General features: G+C 73.8%; 16 protein-coding genes. 7 read left to right on the plus strand and 9 right to left on the minus strand.

Annotation, left to right across the window (positions count from 1 at the left end):
- Nucleotides 1-459: 459 nt before the first annotated feature.
- From B207_RS0106090 to B207_RS0106105, 4 genes are all read right to left on the minus strand, one after another.
- Nucleotides 460-1,329, minus strand: a complete 870-nt coding sequence (locus B207_RS0106090; RefSeq protein ID WP_018635635.1) for a rhomboid family intramembrane serine protease — start codon at nucleotides 1,327-1,329, stop codon at nucleotides 460-462.
- A gap of 108 nt (nucleotides 1,330-1,437) precedes the next feature.
- The gene (locus tag B207_RS0106095; RefSeq protein WP_026310733.1) at nucleotides 1,438-2,718 is read right to left on the minus strand and encodes a bifunctional cobalt-precorrin-7 (C(5))-methyltransferase/cobalt-precorrin-6B (C(15))-methyltransferase; all 1,281 of its coding nucleotides are present in this window, start codon (nucleotides 2,716-2,718) and stop codon (nucleotides 1,438-1,440) included.
- The gene (locus tag B207_RS0106100; RefSeq protein WP_026310734.1) at nucleotides 2,715-2,999 is read right to left on the minus strand and encodes a TFIIB-type zinc ribbon-containing protein; all 285 of its coding nucleotides are present in this window, start codon (nucleotides 2,997-2,999) and stop codon (nucleotides 2,715-2,717) included. The genes B207_RS0106095 and B207_RS0106100 overlap by 4 nt, the downstream gene beginning before the upstream one ends.
- Before the next feature lie 46 nt (nucleotides 3,000-3,045).
- Complete coding sequence (locus B207_RS0106105; protein ID WP_230204868.1) at nucleotides 3,046-4,155, minus strand: phosphotransferase family protein; 1,110 nt, start codon at nucleotides 4,153-4,155, stop codon at nucleotides 3,046-3,048.
- A 156-nt stretch (nucleotides 4,156-4,311) separates the two neighbouring features.
- Between B207_RS0106105 and pepN the strand changes: the two genes are divergently transcribed.
- A complete protein-coding gene (pepN, locus tag B207_RS0106110) occupies nucleotides 4,312-6,981 on the plus strand; it encodes an aminopeptidase N (RefSeq protein ID WP_051102439.1) in 2,670 nt (889 codons plus the stop codon).
- Between the two features lie 12 nt (nucleotides 6,982-6,993).
- Here pepN and B207_RS0106115 read toward each other — a convergent pair whose 3' ends face one another.
- From B207_RS0106115 to B207_RS32775, 3 genes are all read right to left on the minus strand, one after another.
- On the minus strand, nucleotides 6,994-7,839 hold the full coding sequence (locus B207_RS0106115) for an enoyl-CoA hydratase/isomerase family protein (protein ID WP_018635640.1): 846 nt from the start codon (nucleotides 7,837-7,839) through the stop codon (nucleotides 6,994-6,996).
- Nucleotides 7,840-8,007: 168 nt separating this feature from the next.
- Complete coding sequence (locus tag B207_RS41105; protein WP_026310736.1) at nucleotides 8,008-9,222, minus strand: MFS transporter; 1,215 nt, start codon at nucleotides 9,220-9,222, stop codon at nucleotides 8,008-8,010.
- Between the two features lie 36 nt (nucleotides 9,223-9,258).
- Nucleotides 9,259-9,582, minus strand: a complete 324-nt coding sequence (locus B207_RS32775) for a hypothetical protein (protein WP_018635642.1) — start codon at nucleotides 9,580-9,582, stop codon at nucleotides 9,259-9,261.
- A gap of 162 nt (nucleotides 9,583-9,744) precedes the next feature.
- On the opposite strand from B207_RS32775, the gene B207_RS0106130 reads away from it, so the two are divergent.
- From B207_RS0106130 to B207_RS0106150, 5 genes are all read left to right on the plus strand, one after another.
- The gene (locus B207_RS0106130) at nucleotides 9,745-11,964 is read left to right on the plus strand and encodes a hypothetical protein (RefSeq protein WP_230204869.1); all 2,220 of its coding nucleotides are present in this window, start codon (nucleotides 9,745-9,747) and stop codon (nucleotides 11,962-11,964) included.
- A 129-nt stretch (nucleotides 11,965-12,093) separates the two neighbouring features.
- Nucleotides 12,094-12,954, plus strand: coding sequence for an AfsR/SARP family transcriptional regulator (locus B207_RS0106135; protein ID WP_018635644.1), 861 nt, complete (start codon nucleotides 12,094-12,096; stop codon nucleotides 12,952-12,954).
- 1 nt (nucleotide 12,955) lies between these two features.
- Nucleotides 12,956-13,210 (plus strand): lasso peptide biosynthesis PqqD family chaperone, encoded by a 255-nt coding sequence (locus B207_RS0106140; RefSeq protein WP_018635645.1) that lies wholly within the window; start codon nucleotides 12,956-12,958, stop codon nucleotides 13,208-13,210.
- Nucleotides 13,211-13,296: 86 nt separating this feature from the next.
- Nucleotides 13,297-13,761, plus strand: a complete 465-nt coding sequence (locus tag B207_RS0106145) for a lasso peptide biosynthesis B2 protein (protein WP_051102442.1) — start codon at nucleotides 13,297-13,299, stop codon at nucleotides 13,759-13,761.
- Nucleotides 13,758-15,797, plus strand: a complete 2,040-nt coding sequence (locus tag B207_RS0106150; RefSeq protein ID WP_018635647.1) for an ABC transporter ATP-binding protein — start codon at nucleotides 13,758-13,760, stop codon at nucleotides 15,795-15,797. Before B207_RS0106145 ends, B207_RS0106150 begins: the two co-directional genes overlap by 4 nt.
- A gap of 22 nt (nucleotides 15,798-15,819) precedes the next feature.
- Here B207_RS0106150 and B207_RS0106155 read toward each other — a convergent pair whose 3' ends face one another.
- A complete protein-coding gene (locus B207_RS0106155) occupies nucleotides 15,820-17,661 on the minus strand; it encodes an ABC transporter ATP-binding protein/permease (protein ID WP_018635648.1) in 1,842 nt (613 codons plus the stop codon).
- Nucleotides 17,662-17,997: 336 nt separating this feature from the next.
- Here B207_RS0106155 and B207_RS32780 point away from each other — a divergent pair, with 336 nt between their 5' ends.
- Nucleotides 17,998-18,516, plus strand: coding sequence for a DsbA family protein (locus B207_RS32780; RefSeq protein WP_018635649.1), 519 nt, complete (start codon nucleotides 17,998-18,000; stop codon nucleotides 18,514-18,516).
- Here the strand turns inward: B207_RS32780 and nhaA are convergent.
- On the minus strand, nucleotides 18,460-19,863 hold the full coding sequence (gene nhaA / locus B207_RS0106165; RefSeq protein WP_026310738.1) for a Na+/H+ antiporter NhaA: 1,404 nt from the start codon (nucleotides 19,861-19,863) through the stop codon (nucleotides 18,460-18,462). The genes B207_RS32780 and nhaA overlap by 57 nt on opposite strands.
- Nucleotides 19,864-19,944 lie beyond the last annotated feature (81 nt).

The raw sequence follows: 19,944 nt of genomic DNA on the forward strand, positions 1-19,944 counted from the left end.
TTTGTTTGGTCGCGCTTTCATCATCCGACTGGAAGGCCACTTCCGTCACTACGGCTGGCCACGTTTTCGGTAATTCGGCTGCCGGAGTTTCTCCGGTGAAGCTCTGCGTCGTTTCCTCGGAATTTGATCCGGGTGTGCGTGGCCTTGATTTGTGCGGCCCATCCCGGGCGAGCGTGGCGGGATCGCATCCAACTCGCTCCGCTCCGCGCAAGGCACCTTGAGGCGCCCCACAACGTGGCTACGGAACGTCACTGATCACAACCTGGTGCGATCTCTGCGCAGCCCTGCGTGCAGAACGCAGATTATAACCCTCTCGGAGGGGTGCTTCGGTGGGTTCGGGCGTGGGTTCGGGTGTTGTGCGGGCAATGCGCCGCCGCTCCCCGCCGTGACGTGACGGCCCCGCCGCATTCAGATCAGTTCCGTGCGATCCGGGCAGTCACCGGCGCCGCCCGCCGGTGGTCAGCCGCGGTGGCGGGGCGGCTGCCGCAGGCCCATGCGCGGTGGCTCTCGCACCCAGCGTGCCTGCGGGGACCGGCGCGGCGCCGGCCCGGCCGCACGCAGGCGCTGGACGAACGGTGCGACCAGCACGGCGCCGAGCACGAAACCAACCACGTGCGCGCCGTAGGCGACGCTCCCGCCCTCCGCCACCCCGATGCCGGTGAAGTACATGTACTGGAGCGCGAACCAGAAACCGAGCACGATCCACGCTGGCAGCCAGAACGGGAGGAAGAACAGCACCGAGACCAGCCCGATGACCCGTGCCTTCGGGAACAGCACCAGGTAGGCGCCGAGAACCCCGGCCACCGCGCCGGACGCCCCGATGAGGGTGTCGGTCGTGCTGCCTTCGAACAGGGCGAACCCGTAGGCGGCCGTCACCCCGCAGACCAGGTAGAACAGCAGGTAGAGCAGCCGTCCCATGCGGTCCTCGATGTTGTTGCCGAACACTCCGAGGAACAGCATGTTGCCGATGAGGTGCAGCCAGCTGCCGTGCAGGAACATCGAGGTGATCGCCGACAGGACCGGCGACTTGTCAAAGCTCGGTGGCGATTCCGACAGGCAGCCCACGCGGTTCTGCGCGTCCAGCGCCAGCCGGCCCGAGTTCGCCACCGGGAGCTGCTCGTTGGACAGCAGCTCCCTGGGGATCGCCCCCCATTCCTGGAAGAAGCGCTGCTGTTCGCAGACGTTCTGAGGCTGCGAGGTCTGCACTCCGGCGACCGAGCTGACCATCGGGGTGAGAAAGATGAAGACCACGACATTGATCGCGATCAGCAGCCAGGTGACGACCGGCCTGCGTCGCAGTGGATTGATGTCGTGAATCGGGATGACCACGTGGTCATCCTGCCGTAGTACGCCCGGCGTGGCCCGGCCTGCCCGCCGTGGTCGCTCCCCGGCCGCTGTGCGCGGACCTCCCAGCGACATCGTCGGTGCCGTGTGTCATCAGCGTCGCGTGGCCGCCCACTGGGTGACGGGCATCATCGGCCGCCAGCCGGCGAACCCGCCGATCGGCGCCGCACGGGTCACCGCCAGGCGGATCAGCTCCCCGCCGTACTCCGCGTGGCACCGGGCCAGCGCGGTCTCGGACTCGATCGTCACGGCGTTCGCGACGAGCCGCCCGCCGGGCCGCAGCGCCTCCCAGCAGCGCTCGACGGTGCCGGGCGCGGTCAGGCCGCCGCCGACGAACACCGCGTCCGGCTCACCGGCCACCCCGGCCAGGTCGGCCAGGGCCGCCGGGGCCGCCGCCGTGACCACCCGCAGCGCGGGCACGCCGAGGGCCCCGGCGTTGCGGGCGATCCGGGCGGCGCGGTCGGCCCGCGGCTCCACCGCGACCGCCCGGCAGGCCGGGTGGGTGCGCATCCACTCGATCGAGACGCTGCCGCAGCCGGCGCCGACGTCCCACAGCAGCTCGCCGGGAGCCGGTGCCAGCAGCGCCAGTGTCACCGCGCGGACCTCCCGCTTGGTCAGCTGCCCGTCATGCTCGAACGCGTCGTCCGGAAGCCCCGGAACGCGGGGGAGATGCGGCGCGCCCGCCCCGCTGCTCAGGTGCAGCGCGACCAGGTTCAGATCGGCGACGCCGTCATCGTCATCGCCGCGGGCGGAGGGGGAGGCGGAGGCCGGAACGGGGCTCGCCAGCAGGGCCGCGCGAGTGTCCCGCCGGCGCTCCGCAGGGCCACCCAGGTGCTCCAGCAGGGTCACCGCACTGTCACCGAAGCCGCGGTCGGTGACCAGACGGCACAGCGCGGCCGGCGTGTGGCGGTCGGCGCTCAGGACGAGCAGCCGACGGCCCGCCGTCAGCGCCGGGTGCACCGAGGCCAGGGGACGGCCGACCAGGCTGACGACCTCCGTGGCGTCCAGGGCCCAGCCGAGGCGCGCGCAGGCCAGCGAGACCGAGGACGGATGCGGCAGCACCCGGACCCGCTCCGCGCCCAGGACCCGGACAAGGGTGGTGCCGAGCCCGAAGAACATCGGGTCACCGCTCGCCAGCGCGCACAGCCGCGCACCCGCATGCTCCTCGACCACCCCGGCCACCGCCGGCGCCAGCGGGGACGGCCAGCGCACCCGGCGGGCCGCCACCTCGGGCGGCAACAGCCCCAGCTGCCGTGGCGCGCCCAGGACGACCTCGGCGCGGAGGAGCTCTCCGCGCGAGGTCTGGGGCAGCCCGCCCCAGCCGTCGTCGCCGATTCCGACGACGGTGACGACCTGCCCGGTGCCCGGGTTCAGGAGGAGAACAGCATGCGGGTCAGGCGCCCGTGCCCATGCCCGTAACCGTGGCCATGGCTGGGACCGTGGCCACGCGAACCCCAGGCCGGCTGGTTGTAGTGACCGCCGGGCGGCGGCGGGGGCGGCGGAGGGGCGGCCTGGGCCCACTGGCCCTCGAGGCGGGTGAGCGCCTCCAGCTCGCCGTAGTCGAGGAAGATGCCACGGCAGTTGTCACACTGCTCGATCTGGACGCCGTTGCGGTTGTAGGTCCGCATCGCGCCGTGGCATTTGGGGCACACCATCGTCTGGTAGCTCACGGTCGCAGCGTACCGGGCGATCAGGGCGGGGTCAGGCTCCCGCGGCCAGCCGCCCGGCGCAGTCCAGGAAAGCGCGGGCGCCCTCGTCGAGCGGCGTCCCGAACTGCGCGAGGTCGGTGAGCGCGCCCGCCGCGTACTGCACCGTCACCGCCCGTGCCGGCCCGTCCAGCGCGGCCCACGGGTCGCTGCCGGGGCCCAGGGCGATCCCGCCGGCGGCCAGGTAGGCGTCGAGGAAGCCGGCCCACACCTGGGGCGGCAACAGCCCGGCGGCGAACCAGGCCGCCGGGCGGGCGAGATCCCACGCGGGGTCGCCCCACCCGAGATCGTCGACGTCGATGATCCGCCAGCCCGCGTCCGTGGCGTCCGTGGCGGCGCCGCCGGGCCTGTCTCCCGGCCGCGACGTCGGTGTGGCCTGCACGACCTGCACGACCTGGCCGAGGTGCCAGTCTCCGTGGATCAGCGCGGGGCGGGCACCAGGCCGGGTCGGTGACTGCCCGAGCCACGGCGGCAGCGTCTCGTACGCGCGCTGGACGTCGACGGCCAGACGGTGGATCCCGTCCCCGGCCGGCACGGTGGCGAGCGCACCTGCCAGGCGGTCCAGGGAGCGGTGCAGCCGGGCACACACCGCGGCGGGCGGCACGCCCGCGGCGCCGAGCGGGACGCCCGGGGCCGTGAGATCGGTCCTGTGTAGCCGGGCGAGCAGCTCGGCGGCGGCTGGCCAGGGAGCGGCCTCGATCCGGTGCTCCACCTCATCCGGGCGCAGGGCCGTCGCGGCCGGCCAGGCACTGACCAGGCGGCCGTCGACGGTCGCGAGCAGGCCGCCCAGCCCGCCGCGGATGCGCAGCGGCGGCAACAGCAGCGCGGCCAGCCGCCGGTCCCCGGCGAGGCGCAGCCGGGCGAGCAGTGGGCCCGGCTCCTCCTCGGCCAGGTGGGTCTTGACGACGATGTCGCCATGACGCACGACGAGCCGGCCCTTGCGGTCGGTCAGGACGTCACCGCCGGGCCGGGTGAGTTCGTCGAGGGTGATGTCCCCGCGCCGACCGGCGGTGCTGCCCGTATCCGTCCCGCCGGTCCCGCCGGTCCCGCCCGTCCCGCCCGTCCCGCCCGTCTCCTCGTCGCCCGCCACCGCCCCGCCAATCACCGCTCCGCTCCTCCCGCATCACCTGTCACCACCGCATTCTGCGCCGGTCCGGCAGCGGCGGGCGGGGACCACGGGGAGGCCCGGCGGCGGTGCCTGGCGGTGGCCGGCCGTGGCCTGTCCGCCCAGGTGAGCCCGGCCGCGCACTACCGTCGGCTGATGCAGCCGCTGACGCAGGCCGAGGCCGTGGCGCGGGCCGCGCTCGTCCAGGTCCGTTCCTACCGGGTTGACCTGGATCTGACCGGAACGCCGGACGGCCCACGGTTCGCCTCCACCACCACCGTGTCGTTCACCTGCCGGACCCCGGGCGCCGGCACGTTCGTCGACGTCCGGGCGGTCGCGCTGGAGGACGCCCGGCTGAACGGGCGGGGCGTCGACGTCGACCGGGCGCGCTGGCAGGGTGGCCGGCTGCCGCTGCACGGGCTCGAGGCCGAGAACACCCTCTTCGTGCGGGCGGTCATGGAGTGCACGAACACCGGCGAGGGGCTGCACCGCTTCACCGACACCGAGGACGGCGAGGTCTACCTCTACGCGCAGTCGTTCCTCGACGACGCCGCCCGGGTCTTCGCCTGCTTCGACCAGCCGGACCTCAAGGCACCGCTGCACCTGACGGTCCGCGCCCCCGAGGCCTGGGAGGTGCGGGCCAACGGCGCGGGCACCCGGGTGGCGCCCGGGCGGTGGGAGTTCACCCCGACCGCCCCGCTCGCCACCTACGTGGTCTCCCTGGTCGCGGGGCCCTACCAGGTGTGGAGCCGCGAGCACGACGGCGTGCCGCTGGCTCTGCTCTGCCGCCGTTCCCTCGCCCCGTACCTGGAGGACCAGGCACCGGAGATCTTCGAGCTCACCGCCGCCTGCCTGGACCACTACCACGCGCTGTTCGGCATCCGGTACCCGTTCGGGAAGTACGACCAGGCGTTCGTGCCGGAGTTCAACATGGGCGCGATGGAGAACCCCGGCCTGGTCGTCTTCCGTGACGAGCTGGTCTTCCGCTCGGCGGTGACCGAGGCCGAGCGCGAGCGGCGGGCCGTCGTGATCGCGCACGAGATGGCCCACATGTGGTTCGGCGACCTGGTGACCATGCGCTGGTGGGACGATCTGTGGCTCAACGAGTCCTTCGCCGAGTACATGGGCACCCGGGTCACGGCCGCGGCCACCCGTTTCACCCAGGCCTGGACGAGCTTCGCGGTCGGCCGCAAGAACTGGGGCTACGCGGCCGACCAGCGCCCGTCCACCCACCCGGTGGCGCCGCTGGAGGTCCCGGACTCCGCGGCGGCCCTGCTGAACTTCGACGGCATCTCCTACGCGAAGGGCGCCTCCGCGCTGCGCCAGCTCGTCGAATGGGTGGGCGACGACGACTTCCTCGCCGGCCTGCGGGCCTACTTCGCCACCCACGCCTTCGGCAACGCCACCCTGGACGACCTGCTCGCGGCCCTGGCCCGGGCCAGTGGGAAGGACCTGTCGGGATGGGCCGAGGCGTGGCTGCGCCGCCCGCGGCTCGACACGCTGCGCCCGCAGGCGCGGCTCGACGACCGGGGCACCTATGAGGCCGTCGAGATCGTGCGGGCCGAACCGGTCGAGGCGCCCGCCGCGCGGCCGCACCGGGTCGGGCTCGGCGTCTACGACTCCGCGCCGGGCGGCGGTGCGGTGACGCTGCGCCGCCGGGTCCTGGTCGACCTGGAGCCGGCCGCTCCCGGCGGGCGGACAGCGGTTCCGGAGCTGGTCGGCACCGCGGCCGGGCGGCTGCTGCTCGTCAACGACGGGGACCTGACCTACGCGAAGACCAGGTTCGGTCCCGGTGACCTGGAGCGCCTCGGCGAGGTGCTCCCCGACCTGGCGGATCCGCTCGCGCGGGCCGTCGTGTGGTCCGCCGCGGCCGACCTGATCCGGGACGCCGACTGGCCGGCGGGGGAGTACCTCGCGCTCGCGGTACGGGCGTTGCGCACCGAGCGCTCCGTCGCCGTTCTGGAGGACGTCCTGCACTTCACGGCCGGCACCGTCGTCGACTGCTACCTGCCGGCACGGGACCGCCGGGCCGCGCGGGAGGCCCTGGTGGACACCTGCCGCTCGGTGATCGACAGTGTGGCCGGACCCGGACCCGGGCCGGGCCAGGGCCAGGGCCGACTGCTGGCCGCGGCACGTGGGCTGATCTCGTGCGCGCAGCAGCCGGAGGTGCGGCTGCTGCGCGACTGGCTGGACGGCCGCAGCGTGCCCGCCGGCCTGGTCGTCGACCCGGATCTGCGCTGGCGCCTGCTCGGCCGCCTGGTGGTCCTGGACGCCGCGGGTGAGGCGGAGATCGGGGCCGAACTCGCCTGCGACCCGAGCACCCGCGGCGCCGAGCACGCGGCGCGGATCCGCGCCACCGTCGGTCACCCGGCAGCCAAGGCCCGCGCCTGGAAGACCGTCACCGAGGACCAGGTGAGCTCCGTGCGGCTGGTCGCCGCCACCGCGCTGGGTTTCTGGCAGCCCGGCCAGGACGACCTCACCGCCGCCTACGTCGAGCGGTACGTCGCCGACATGCCCCGGCTGGCGGCGGACCGCTCTCCGCACGCCGTCCGCCAGCTGGCGGGGGCGGCCTTTCCCCGCTACGCGGTAGCGGCCGGCACCGTCGCGGCCGTGGACCAGCTGCTCGGCCGCTCGGACGTCGGACCCGTGCTCGCGCGGGTGGTGGTCGACGCCGCCGACGACCTGCGTCGGGCGCTTGCCGCCCGCGAGCTGCACCAGGCGTCCCACCCGGGCGGGTGGCCGGATCCGCCGCCTGCCGGGCCGAGCGCCACTGATCCGGGTCCACCCGGCCCGGGCCCCGCCGGCGCGGAGCCGGTCAGCGGTTGACGGCGGAGCCGGTCAGCGGTTGACGAAGGTCGGAGCCCGCCGCTCGCCGAAGGCCGCGCGGGCCTCGGCGTAGTCCTCGGTGGACTGCACGATCGCCATGTGCGAGGCGATGAGGTCCAGGTTCGTCCGCAGGTCGAGATGCTGGGACTGGTAGACGGCCTTTTTGATCATCGCGCTGGAGATGGGTGACATCCCGGCGAGGCGGCGGGCGAAGGCGTACGTCTCGGCGAGCAGGGCCGCCTCGTCGTCGTAGACGCGGTTGACCAGGCCGATGCGCTCCGCCTCGACGCCGTCCACCGTGTCGCCGCTGAGCAGCAGCTCCAGGGCCTTCGCCGGCCCGACCAGGCGTGGGAGCAGGTAGGTGCCACCGTCACCGGGGACCAGGCCGATCCGGATGTAGCCCTCCGAGAGCCGTGCGGACCGGGCGGCGAAACGCATGTCGCACATCAGCGCCATGTCGAGCCCGGCGCCGACCGCGACGCCGCTGACCGCCGCGATCAGCGGTTTGCTGAGGTCCAGCACCGCCCGGGCCACCTTGTGGACGCCCTCGGTGAGCATTCGCCGCCGGGCGATCGGGGTGGGCTCGATCCCGCTGAGCACCGCCAGGTCGATGCCGGAGCAGAAGGCCCCCCCGGCCCCGGTGACCACCACCACCCGCACCTGCGGGTCGGCCTCGGCGGCCCGCAGCGAGTCCGCCCACCGGTCGATCATGGTCAGGGTGAAGGCGTTCCGGACCTGCGGACGGTTGAGGGTGATCGTGGCGATCGCGTCCTCGACCACGTAGATCAGCTCATCGGGTTCGGGCCCGTCCGGTGTGCCCGTGCCCGTGCCGGCCGGGGGCGTGCTCTCGTCGCTCATGGCGTTGTCCTACCAGGCCGGCACCCGCCCGGGCCGTCCGGCGTGGGGCACCTGGCACCAGAGCAGCCACCGGCACCAGAGCAGCCCACCGGCACCAGGGCAGCCCACCGGTGCCGGGCACGGACGAGCGGCGGCCCACCTGGGGCAGGCCGCCGCTGTGCGTCCGGATCAGTGCCGTTCCCACCAGTGGTGGCGGTGGGAACGGGCGCCGGAACCGGCCCCGATCGGCTCGTCGCCCCGAGGCTCCGGCCGGTGCTCCGCGGTGTGGCCCCCGTCGGTGGCACCGGGCGCGGGACGACCGTGTTCGGAACCGGCGGCCGGGTGCTCCCCTGACCGGTGCTTGCCGACCTCGTACCCGCCGTACCCGCCATCGCCGTAGCCGGCATCGCCGTACTCGCTGTCGGCATCGCCGCCGGTGCCGTACCTGCCGGACTCGCGTCCGCCGATGTCGCGTCCGCCGGCGTCACGCCGGCCGGCCTGGTCGCGTGTGCCGGCGGAGTAGCCGCCGCGATCGCGGCCGGCGGTGGCTCGCCGCTCGTCGTGCCCGTTGTGCGACCGCCGCGGCTCGTACGGGTAGGGCTCGTCCGGGTAGACCGACGCCTCGTCGTACCGGTCGCCGCCGACGGGCTCGCGACGGGACACATCCCGTCCGGCCCCGAGCGGCTCGCGCTCGGCGCCGCCGCGCCCGCCGCGCCCGGGGTACTCGTGCTCGGGGTACTCGTGCTCCGGGTACTCGGCGCGCTGCGGGTGGTCGGCGGCCAGGGCACCTGCTCCGGCGGCGGCACCTGCTCCGGCGGTACCTGCTCCGGCGGCCTCACCGGCGTGGGCATGGCGGCGGTGGCCGCGGGCGTGCCGTCCGGTGGGCTCGGCCTTACCGAGCCGGCGGTTGCGCGCGGCGGCCACGTCCCGCACCCCGACCACGCTGAGCCGGCCGAGCGCGCTGGAACCGAGGAAGAGGATCAGCGCACCCAGCCCGTAGAAGAAGCTGACCAGAATCACGGCCTGGCGGAACTTGCCGCCCAGCGGCGTGCCGAACGCCCCGGGGTTCCAGATCTGTGACAGCGGCGGCCCGACGATGAACCACACACCGGCCACCACCGCGATCGCCGCGCCGATCGCCGCCGTCGCGCGGTTGCCGCTGTAGAGCAGGATGAGGCCGGCCACGACCGCCGCGATGCCCGGCAGGAGCGAGAGCCAGAACTGGTTCGCCGTCCAGCTCCAGGCCTCGGTGGTGAAGCCGAAGTCGAAGTACGGCCCCACAAGGGGAATCAGCGCCCCCCAGATGCCCGCCGCCACGATCAGCGTCCCGCTCAGCGCGCCCCGCGTGCGCGGGACGTGCAGCATGTCGCGGCCGCGTGGCCGGTCTGTTGCCGTTGTGTCCATGTTGGTTCCTCCCCGTCAGACCCGTCGGGGGCCTCGTCACGGTCCGCGGTCGGTCGGCGGCCCGATGGCCGGCCGCGTGTGCGATCGCGCGGTGGTGACGTGGGACATCACGCCCGCCGGCCACAGCGCGAAGGTCGCCAGCGCCGCGGTGGCCGCGGCCAGGCCGAGCAGCAACCAGGCGTTGAGGATCATCCCGACCAGCGCGAGGACCAGGCCGACGATCACGACCGCGGTCAGTGACCAGATGAGCACCGGCCGGTGATGGGTGATGTCGGTGTGTCCCGGTGTGCCGGTGTGTCTCGACGTGCCGGTGTGTCGCGACGTGCCGGTGTGTCGCGATGTGCCGATATGTGCGGTCATCGGGCACCTCAGGTGGGTCGGCGGCCGCGGCCTGGTGCGCGGACCGTTCCGTAACGGCTTACCCCGTCTGCGGGTACCCAGCGGCCCGTCACACCACCAAACGTGGAATGACCTCGGCTTTTGTCGCTGCGACGGGCACGCTGCTCGGTAATCTGGCGTCCCATGGCCCGGCTCCTCGGTGCCCGGAGCCCAGGTGCGCCGGTTCGGCCCAGACCCGTCCGCGGGGCCTGCCTGGCGGTGCTGGCCGCGGCAGTTCTCGCCCCGGTCGGCATGGCACTGCTGACTGTCCACGAGACCGCCCAGAACGCGGCGTTCTACCGCGGCGCGCTGGACGAGGCGCAGGTGCACGAACGGGTCAGTGGCGAGGTTCTGACCGACCCGGTGCTGACCGACGTCACCGGGGACCTGCTGGCCGACCTGCCGGTCGACCCGGACCTGGTCGTCGACAACCTGCAGCTCGTCGTCCCGCCCGCGGCGCTGCGCGGGATGACCGACGGCGTCGCCGACAACGTCGCCGCCTACCTCGACGGCAGCCGGGCGGAGTTCGTCCTGGCGTTCGACCTGAGCCCCATCCTCGACAACATCGGCCGGCTGGCCTCGGTGTACCTGGCCGGGCAGGTGTCGGGTGCGCCCCGGTACCGCACCGAGGACGTCGCCGCGGCGCTGCGGGACGTCCTCGACGGTGTCGACCGGGTGAGCCAGGGGCGGCCGCCGGCGTCCGTCCCGGAGATCGATCTCACCGACGACCAGGTGACCTGGCTGGCCGACCTGCTGCTGAGCCGGGTGTCGGAGCCGCGCCGGTCGGCCGCGCGGGAGCAGGTGCTGGTCGCGCTGCGGTCCGGGGACCTGGGCGAGGCGCTGGCGGTCGTCGGGCCGATGATCTTCTCCGGGGACGTCTCGGCCGTGGCCGACCTGCGAGCCAGGCTGGCCGGCGGCACCGTGCTCGACCTCGGGCGTCCGCTGGCCGACGACCCCGGGGGCCCGGCCGGCACCGCACTGCGTGCCGTCCACACGGTGGGCGGGACGGGCACGCTCGTCCTGGCGGTGCTCTGCTTCGCGGTGCCCACCGCCGCGCTCGCCCTCACCCTGCTCCGGCCGAGACCACCACCCGAGCCGGGTCGGGAGTGGGTCGCCCGGGCGGTGCGGACGACGTCCGCCGCTCTCGTCGCTGCCGGGCTGGTCTCGCTCGCCGTCAGCCTCGGCGTGACAGCCGTCGCCGGGGACCCGCTGTCCGCGCTGCGCGGCCCGGCGTCGCCACTGCCGCCGGCCGGGCAGCAGCTGGCCACCGACGTGGGCCGCGTGCTCCTCGACAACGTCCGGTCGACCTGGATCGACCTGGCGATGGTGCCGCTCGCCGTCGGGATCACGCTCGGCACGGCCGCGGCCGCCCTGCCTCGCCTCTACCGGGCGCGGGGACGGGGCCGTCGCGCGTTGGCGGTGGCCACCACCGCCGCGGTGTTCGTCGCGGGGTCGTGGGCGGTGCTGCCGGGCCGGGCCGGCACCGGCACCGCGTTCTGCAACGGCGGCACCGACCTGTGCGCCCGGGCGTACCCGGACGTCCTCTACCCGACCACCCACAACGGCATGGCGTCGGTACGGGCGGGTTTCCTCGGCGCCGTGCAGGACCCGGACCTGGTCGGCCAGCTCGACAGCGGGATCCGGGCGCTGATGATCGACGTCCACCACTGGACGACACCGGCCGAGGTCGAGTCGTTCCTGGCCGGTCTGCGGCCGCGGGCCCGCGCGGCCCTCGGCCCCTTCGCCACCGGCGCCAGCTCCGAGCGGCCCGGGCTCTGGCTCTGCCACGGCATCTGCCAGCTCGGTGCGACGGCGCTGGACGACGCGCTGACCGGCGTCGCCGGCTGGTTGGCGCGCAACCCGGCCGAGGTCATCACCCTGATCCTGCAGGACGGGGTGCCACCCCAGCCGGTCATGGCGGCGTTCCGCAAGGCCGGGCTCGGCCGGTACCTGGTCCGCCCCCCGGCCGCGGGGCAGCCGTGGCCGACCCTCGGCCAGATGATCGACCGTGGCCGGCGCCTGGTGGTGTTCGCCGAGAACGGCGACGTGCCCGGCACCTGGTACCGCAACTTCTTCCGAGCGAACGCCGACACCCCGTTCGACGTGCGGATCCCCGGCGGGTTCACCTGCCGGGTGGGGCGAGGAGCGGCCCGGCCCGGCATGCTGCTGATCAACCACTGGCTCACCGACCACGCCGCCACCCGCGCGGACGCGGCGCTGGTGAACACCGCGTCCTCGCTGTCCGCACACGCCGAGCAGTGCGCCGCCCGCAGGCTGCGGCCCACCTTTCTCGCGGTCAACTTCGCCACGGTCGGTGATCTCGTCCCGACGGTCGCCGCCTACAACCGCCGCCCGCTCCGCTGACTCCCGGGGCGTTGGAGGCCTGCCTGTCCCGCAGGACATTCGGGTCAGGGGGGAACGGAGGCGACATCGTCGCGTGCCCTCGGCGTCGGCACCGTTCAGGGCCGTCTCCGCCGGGGGAGATACGGAGCCATGGAACCGCGGCGGCACCTGCCCTTCCGCATCCTGGGCCCGCTTGAGGTGAAGGCGGCGGACGGCAGCTCCGTGCCGATCCCGCAGCCGAAGAAACGGCGGCTGCTCTCCCTGCTGCTCCTGGCGCGCGGCCGGTGGACCAGTACCGAGCAGATCCGCGCGGTGCTGTGGGACGTCGAACCACCTCCCTCGGCCATCGGGAACATCAAGACGTACGTCTCCGACCTGCGCCAGGTCCTGCCGGCGGGGGAGACCGCCGGGCTCAGCCGGATCCAGGGCCGGGCGGGGGGCTACCGACTCGACGTCGCCGCGACCGAGATCGATGTCTGCCTGTTCGAGGATCTCGCCCGCCGCGGGCAGGACGCCCGGTGGGGCGGCGACGACAGCCGCGCGATCGGCCTGCTCGGCGAAGCTCTGGCGGTGTGGCGCGGTGAGCCGTACGAGGAGCTCTCCGAGGAGGTCGTCCATACCGAGGCGGCCCGGCTGCGCGAGCTGCGCGCCGTCGTCCACGAGGATCTCGCCGACGCCCTGCTCGACCGCGGCCAGTACGACCGGGTCCTGCCCATGCTGCGGGCGCTGACGCTGGAGTATCCGCTGCGCGAGCGGGTGTGGGGCCAGTACCTCGTCGCCGCGAGCTGCTCCGGGCACCGTGCCGACGCGCTCGCCGCCTACCGCACCGCCTACCGCCTGCTGTCCCGGGAACTGGGGGTCGAGCCGAGCGTCGAGCTGCGGCGGATCCACGCCCAGGTGCTCGCCGGGGAGCCGGTCGCGTCCGCCGCCCCGCGCCCGGGCAGAACCGCTGTCGGACGATCCGCCGGCGCCGGACAATCCGCCGGCGCCGGACGAGGGGAGGGGTCCTGACATGTCGACGCAGTTGCGCGAGAACGTCGTCCGCACCCGGACCGAGTACGGTGCCGTCCTGCTGGACGAGCGGACCGGCCGGTACTTCACGCTCAACCCCAGTGCCGACCTCGCGGTCGGGGTGCTCGCGCAGGGCGGCACGGCTGAGCAGGCGGCCCAGGCCGTGACCGAGGCCTACGACGTGGACGACGCGACAGCCCGCGCCGACGTCGAGCTGCTGCTGGGAAGCCTGCGCACCGCCGGGCTGGCCCGATGACGAGGCCCGGCCGGGTGACGGGGCCAGCCCGGGTGACGTGGCCGGCCCGGGTGACGTGGCCGGCCCGGGTGACGTGGCCGGCCCGGGTGACGCGGCCAGGCCGGCGGCGGGCGACCCGTGCGGCCGTCGCGCTGCCCGTCACCGTCGTCGCCCGCGGGCTGGTGAGGCTGCCCCCGGCACGGCTGCGGCAGGTGCTGGGCGCGGCGGCGGCCGGTACCCGACCGGCCGGCTACCAGCAGACACTCGCCGCGATGGAGGCGGTGACCGCGGTGAGCCGCACCTGTCGCGACCCGTCGGGCTGTCTGCCGCGCGCGGTCGCGACAGCACTGCTCTGCCGGGTCTCGGGGAGGTGGCCGACATGGCGGACCGGAGTCCGCACCGCGGGTTCGTTCGCGGCGCATGCCTGGGTCGAGGCCGACGGGCTCGCGGTCGGCGAGTCGTTCCCGCCGGATGCCTACCAGCCGATGATCACCGTCCGTTCCCGGCCGCGCCAGCGGGATGGGGAGCGGGACCGGGACGGGGAGCAGCAGGACACCGCGGGGTTCCGGTGACGCCGGCCGCCGGCCCCGCCGGGTACGCGGGTTCGCCGCCGGCCCGTGGCGGTCCCCCGTCCGGTCCTGGCGGCCCGCCGCCTGGTTTCGGTGGACCGCCGTCCGGCCCCGGGGGTCCACCGCCTGGATTCGGCGGGCCGCCGCCTGGTTTCGGGGGTCCGCCGCCTGGATTCGAGGGGCCGCCCGGGCCGGGTCGCCCGGCCGGGCCCAGGCCTGGCCTCGGAGACCTGTGGCGGCTGCTGCGCGGGCACGGCCGCCTGATCACGTTCGCGACCGGGCTGACGGCGGTCGGCTCGCTCATCGGCCTGGCACAACCGCTGCTCGTCCGCGGGGTCATCGACGGCGCCGGCTCCGGGCATGTGCCCGGTGTCCTCATCGTCGTTCTCGTCGCGGTGTTCCTGCTGGAAGCCGCCATCGACACCTGGGGCCACTTCCTGCTGGAACGGACGGGGCAGCGGGTCCTGCTCGGCCTGCGCCACCGGCTGATCGGCCACCTGCTGCGGCTGCGGATCCGGGTGTTCGACGAGGCGCGGATCGGTGATCTGCTCTCCCGCTCCAACGCGGACACGATGGTCGTGCGTGACGCGGTCGCCTACAGTCTCACCAGTGTGGTGACCAGCACCATCGGTGTCCTCGCCGCGATCGGGCTGATGGTGTGGCTGAATCCGCTGCTGTTCGGCCTGGTCGTGATCGCGGTGGTCCTCGCCGGTTCGGTCGTGCTGACGGCGCTGACCCGGGTCCGTTCCGTCTCCGAGCAGGGGCAGGCGAGCGTCGGGCGGATGTCCGCCGATCTGGAACGGGCGCTGACCGCGATCCGCACCGTGCGGGCGAGCAACGCCGAGGAGCGGGAGTGCCGGCGCATCGGCGAGCACGCGGACGAGGCCTACCGCGCCGGGCTGCGCATGGCCCGGCTGAGCGCGGTGATCGCGCCCGCCTCGCAGCTCGCCGTCCAGGGCTCGGTGCTGCTGGTGCTGCTCGCCGGCGGTGTCCTCGTCGCCCGCGGGACCACCTCGCTGGGTGACCTGGTCGCGTTCCTGCTGTACGCGACGTACCTGGTGATGCCGCTGTCGCAGCTCATCGAGTCGGCGCAGACGATCCAGCGCGGGCTGGGCGCCCTGACCCGGGTGAACGTCGTCTTCACGATGCCCAGAGAGGATGACGGTACCGCCCCGGATGCCGGTACCGTTCCGGCCGCCCCGGGCCCGAACCCCGGCCTGGTCCCCGTGGCGGAGCGGGATTCGGACCTGGCCGTGGCCTCCGACCCCGACCCCGTCCCCGGAAACGGGGTGCAGGACGCATTGCAGGCCCCGGCGCTGGAGTTCCGGGACGTGTGGTTCTCCTACGGCCCGCGGCCCGTGCTGCGCGGGGTGTCGTTCGTCGTGCCAGCCCGCGGGCAGGTCGCGCTGGTCGGCCCGTCGGGGGCGGGGAAGTCGACCGTGCTCGGCCTCATCGAGCGCTTCTACGAGCCGGACGCCGGGGAGATCCTGCTCGGTGGCGTCCCGCTGGGCCAGGTCGAGCGGGCCCGGACCCGCCGGCAGGTCAACCTCGTCGAACAGGACGCCCCGGTGCTCTGCGGCACCCTGCGTGACAACATCGTCTACGCCTGCCCGGACGCCACCGACGCGGACATCTCCGCGGTCGTCGACGTCGCCCGGCTCGCCGGACTCGTGCGCCGGCTGCCCGCCGGGCTCGACACCGATGTGGGCGATCACGGAGTCATGCTCTCGGGCGGTGAGCGGCAGCGCGTCGCGGTGGCCCGTGCCCTGCTCGCGGCGCCCGGCCTGCTACTGCTCGACGAGCCGACGTCCCAGATGGACGCGGTCAACGAGCGGGCGCTGACCCGGGTGATGGCGGACATCGCGGCCCGGCGGGCGCTGCTGGTCATCGCGCACCGCATCTCGACGGTGCGGGCGTCCGACCGGATCCTGGTGCTCGACGACGGGATCCTGGTCGCCGCCGGCCGTCACGAGGAGCTGCTGTCCAGTTCGGCGCACTACGCCCGGCTGGCCGCCGGCAGCCTCGACCGCACCGCCTGACCGTGCACCCGGGCAGGCGGTGCTACGGGCCCTGGCGGCGCAGTGTCCCGGCGGCCAGGGCGAGCGCGATGACCGTGCATCCGGCGACGACGAGGGCGTCCCGCACGACCAGCATCGACACACCCGGAGTGGTGCTGATGCGGCTGAGCGCGTCGACGACATAGGTCATCGGCAGCAGCATGCTGACGGTCTCCAGCACCGGGTTCATCTGGTTGTGTGGGACGAGGATGCCCGCGAGCAGGAACTGCGGCAGCAGCACGGGCGGCAGGAACTGCACCGCCTGGAACTCGGAGTTCGCGAAGGCGCTGGTGAGGAGGCCGAGAGCGGTGCCGAACAGCGCGGCGAGCACGGCGAGCAGGCCGAGCATCGGCAACGGCCCGGCGATGCGCAGGTTCAGCAGCACCACGGCGGTGGTCGTCGTGATCGCGGCCTGGGCGACGGCGAGCAGGCCGAACGCTACGCCGTAGCCGGTGAGCAGGTCGCCCCGCCCGATCGGCGTCGTCAGCAGCCGTTCCAGCGTGCCGGACCGCCGCTCGCGCAGCATCGCCACCGACGTCAGAAAGAACATCGTCATAAGGGGAAACACCCCGAGCAGGCCCGCGCCGGCCCGGTCGAAGGCTGTCGGGTTGTTGGTGAAGATCGCCTGCAGCAGCACGAGCAGAGCCGGGGGCAGGGCGAGGACGAGGGCGATCGTGCGCGGGTCGCGGCGTATCTGACGGATCACCCGCAGCGCTGTCGCCGTCGTCCGGGGCAGGTTCAGCGGGAAGCGCCGACGCCGGCCGGGATCCTGGGCTGACAGCCGGTCCGCGGACCCGACCGCACGGGCCGCCCCGCCGGCCCGTGCCAGGCTACTGGTCGGTGCCGTGCTGGCGGGCCGGGCGCCGCCGGAACCCGGATCCGGGTCCGGCGGGTAGGGCTCGAAGCCCGGGCCCGGGTCGGGAGCCGGGTCGCAGCCGACATCCGGGTCGTCGCCGGGGTCCAGGGGATCCATGTCGGACGCCGGATCAGGCGACGGGTCGGGGTCGCCGTGGGCGTCGGGGCCCGACGGCACGGGCACGAGGCGCGGAGTGGAACGGGGGTCGACCAGTCGCAGGAAGGCCCGGTCGAGGTCGCGGGCGCCGGTGAGAGCGAGCAGGTTCGCGGGTGTCTCGTCCGCTATCAGTCGTCCCTCGTGCAGGAGCAGCAGGCGGTCGCAGCGGGACGCCTCGTCCATCACGTGTGAGCTGACCAGCAGGGTCAGCCCCCGGCGGGCCATCTGGTGGAAACCGTCCCACAGCTCGCGGCGCAGGACCGGGTCCAGGCCGACGGTCGGCTCGTCCAGCACGAGCAGCTCCCGGCCGCCGATGACCGCCGCCGCCAGGGAGACGCGGCCGCGCTGCCCGCCGGAGAGCCGGCCGACCTTGGTCCGCAGCTCCGGCGAAAGGCTTACCGCGGCCGCCGCCCGCTCCGCCCCGCGGATGATGTTCGCCGGGCTGGGTGTTCCCTCGGCGGCGAGCGCGGTGAAATAACGCAGGTTCTCCTCCACGGTCAGGTCGTCGTAGACGGAGGCCGCCTGGGTGGCGTAACCGACCTTCTGGTGCAGCTTCATTTCGCAGGCCTCCCGGCCGAGAACCAGGAGTTCCCCGCTTACTCCGCGCTGGATTCCCACGATCGCCCGCATCAGTGTGGTCTTTCCGCATCCGCTGGGCCCGATGAGGCCGGTCACGGTGCCCGGCTGGACCTCGAAGGACACGCCGTGCACGATTTCACGGCCATCCCTGCCGGCCCAGACCGTCCCGCGCCGTATGCGTACGTCGGTGGCTTTGACGGCCAGTGCGACGCCGGCATTCCGGGCGGGTAGGTCCGACGTTCTCGGTTCCGCCACGGGCCCCAGCCTAGCCGCATCGCCGTCCCACCGCGGCTGGTTACAATGGGTCGTATGGGCGAGGTCGGGGCGAGAATCACGAAAGCCGTCACCCGTCACCACGGGTCGGAAGAATGCACGGTTCCATCGCTGGAAGAATGCGCGGAAAAGGCCTCCGAAAGCGGCCTCAATGGTGCTCTCGGTGTCCAGGACGGCAGTTCCGGCGGGCCCGGTGCCCTGATCATCGGTAAATCGGAACGGCCGGAGAGGAAAAGTCAGACCCGGTCACCCGGTACCCGGGCGAAGCGGGTCGGGACGGATCCGTGGCGGCATGCCCGTGGCGGCCCCGAGAGCGCCGTGGTCATCGTCGAGTACGCCGACTTCGAATGCCCCTACTGCGCCCGGGCGGCCGGGATCCTGCATGAACTGGTGGATGCGTCCGACGGCCAGGTCCGACACGTCTTCCGGCACTTTCCGGTGTTCAGCCTGCATCCGTTCGCGCTGACCGCCGCGCTCGCGGCGGAGGTGGCAGGCGCGCACGGGCGGTTCTGGGAGATGCACGACCTGCTGTTCGCGAACCAGGACCGGCTGGCCGACAAGTACCTCGTGGCCTTCGCCCGCGGCCTGGGTATCGACGCCGACCTCGTCGTCGGTGACCCGGCCCAGCCCTACGGCGACGCGGTGGAGGCCGACTACGCAGGCGGCGCCGAGCAGCGCGTCCAGGGCACCCCGACGATCTTCATCGACGGGGAGCGCTACCGCGGCCGTCTCGAACTCGGCCCGCTGCGCGCCGCGGTCGCCCGCGCGGGCGCGGCCCGGTCAACGGAGGACGGGGCTGACCGGCGGCGCAGGCGCATGCCATGGGCGCGGGGGTAGCGACGGGATGGCCTCGTCGGTGCCGGGCGAGCACAGCGACCAGCGTTCCCCGACATAGCGCAGCAGCAGCGTGCCCAGAACGGCGGCGAGGAACGAACCGACCAGGATGCCGATCTTGGCCTGTTCGGCGAGCACCTCGTCGGTGAACGCCAGCTCGGTCACGAACAGCGAGATCGTGAAGCCGATACCGGCGAGCACGGCGGCCCCCGCCAGGTGGCCGTAGCGGACCCCGCCGGGCAGCACGCCCAGCCCGGTCCGAATGGCGATCATGGCCGTCGCGGTGATCCCGACGGCGTTGCCCACCAGCAGTGCCAGGGCCACCCCGATCGTCACCGGCGACGACGCGGCGTCCGAGAGCGTGTGGCTGTCGAGGTGCACCCCGGCGTTCGCCAGGCCGAACACCGGCACGATCACGTAGGCGCTGAGCGGGTGCAGGCTGTACTGCAGCCGCTCGCTGGTGGAGACCGTGGCCTTGGCCGCCGACACGGCGAGGGCGGCCCGCGAGGCCGTCGAGTCCTCCCGCAGCGCCCGGACGTAGATCGGCACGTTGTCGATCTGCTCGCGCCGGGGTGGCGCCGAGGGCAGGATCAGCCCGATGATCACGCCGGCCAGCGTGCCGTGCACGCCCGAGGAGTAGACGGCCACCCAGAGCACGACCGCGGCCAGGACGTACGGCGTCAGGCGCCAGACGCCCATCCAGCGCATGAACATGATCACGCCCAGCAGCCCGGCGGCGACGCCGAGCCAGACGACGTCGACATGGTCGGTGTAGAAGAGCGCGACCACGGCGATGGCGCCGATGTCGTCCACGATGGCCAGGGTCAGCAGGAACAGCCGCAGCCGGTCCGGGCAGCGCGGGCCGAACAGGGCGAGGATCCCGACGACGAACGCCGTGTCGGTCGACATCGGGATGCCCCAGCCGGCCGCGGCCGGGCCGGACGGGTTGAACAGCAGGTAGACCAGCGCCGGCAGGGCCAGGCCACCGACGGCGGCGAGCGCGGGGACGGCCACCGTCCGCCGGTCCCGCAGCTCACCGGCGGTGAACTCGCGGTTGATCTCCAGGCCGACCACGGCGAAGAAGATGGCCATCGCCCCGTCGTTGACCCAGTGGTGCACGGTCATCGACAGGCTCGCGTCGCCCACCCCGAGCGTGGCGGTGGTCTCCCACAGGTCGTGGTAGCTGTCGGAGAACGGGCTGTTCGCCCAGACCAGCGCGACCACCGCCGCGACGACGAGCAGGACCGCGCCGCCCGCCTCGGTCGCGAGGAACTCCCGCACCGACGGCGCCACCTGCGGCAGCCGGACCCGCAGCTCGGGGCCGGGCCTGGTCGGAGTGGGAGCGGTCATGCGCCCGCCCGCCCGGTGGGCCCTGTTCCGGTGGGCCCTGTTCCGGTCGGCCCTGGCCCGGCCGGCCTCGTCTCGGTCGGC

It is taken from the genome of Parafrankia elaeagni, assembly GCF_000374165.1.
Lineage (GTDB): Bacteria > Actinomycetota > Actinomycetes > Frankiales > Frankiaceae > Parafrankia > Parafrankia elaeagni.